At 61.8% G+C, this 686-nt stretch carries 1 protein-coding gene; it reads right to left on the bottom strand.

The features are described 5' to 3' along the window. Positions 1-686 (bottom strand): ParB/RepB/Spo0J family partition protein (locus tag EN939_RS36775; RefSeq protein WP_442919604.1); only part of this gene is annotated, 686 nt, incomplete at both ends.

The following is a 686-nucleotide window of genomic DNA, read 5'->3' as shown; positions in this document are numbered from 1 at the left end:
GAAGTGGACGGGGCGCGCCTCCAGCGCACAAATGGCGGCTTCAAGCTCGCCAAACCGCTGGTCGATCTCATCGGGCAACTCGTCCGCCTCTTCGTATTCCGCCTGCAGCTTGTCGAACTCGTCACGCAGCGCCCCGAGCGTTGCCTGCTCCTCGTCGGTCAAGTCAACGGGCGTGCCGTGGAGTTCACGCAAGCCGTTCGCGGCGCCGTAGGGAAAGCTCACCGCGACCTCGATCCACTTCCAGCCCTCATTGGCAATTTCATCAGCCGTGAGCTGGAGCTTTTCGGCGACAAGACGGTCGAGCAGCAGCGCGTCTTGGAGCCATCCGCCGTCATCCGACTGGAAGAGGTCACGCAGCACCTGGCCGCCAGCTGCCTCATAGGCATCGAGCCCAACGAACACGGAACGCTTGTCGGAAGCGCGGACAGTGTTCTCCGTCAACATGCGGCGAATCTGGTATGGCTCTTTCGACCAGCTGTTGTTGATCGCCTCCCACACTTGCTCCTGTTTTGCGTGGTCGTCACTGACCGAGAACGCTTCGAGTTGAGCGATCGTCATTCCGGCGTCGGCATAGACATCGAGCAGCGCCGGCGACACGGCGGTGAGCTTCAGGCGCTGCTTGACGATGGTGACGGAGATGAAGAAAGCGGCGGCAATCTCCTCCTCCGACATGCCCTTGTCGCGCA

This window comes from Mesorhizobium sp. M7A.F.Ca.CA.002.05.1.1 (genome assembly GCF_003998335.1).
GTDB lineage: Bacteria > Pseudomonadota > Alphaproteobacteria > Rhizobiales > Rhizobiaceae > Mesorhizobium.
Note: the sequence above shows the minus strand (reverse complement) of the source record. Positions and strands in the feature narration are given on the sequence as shown.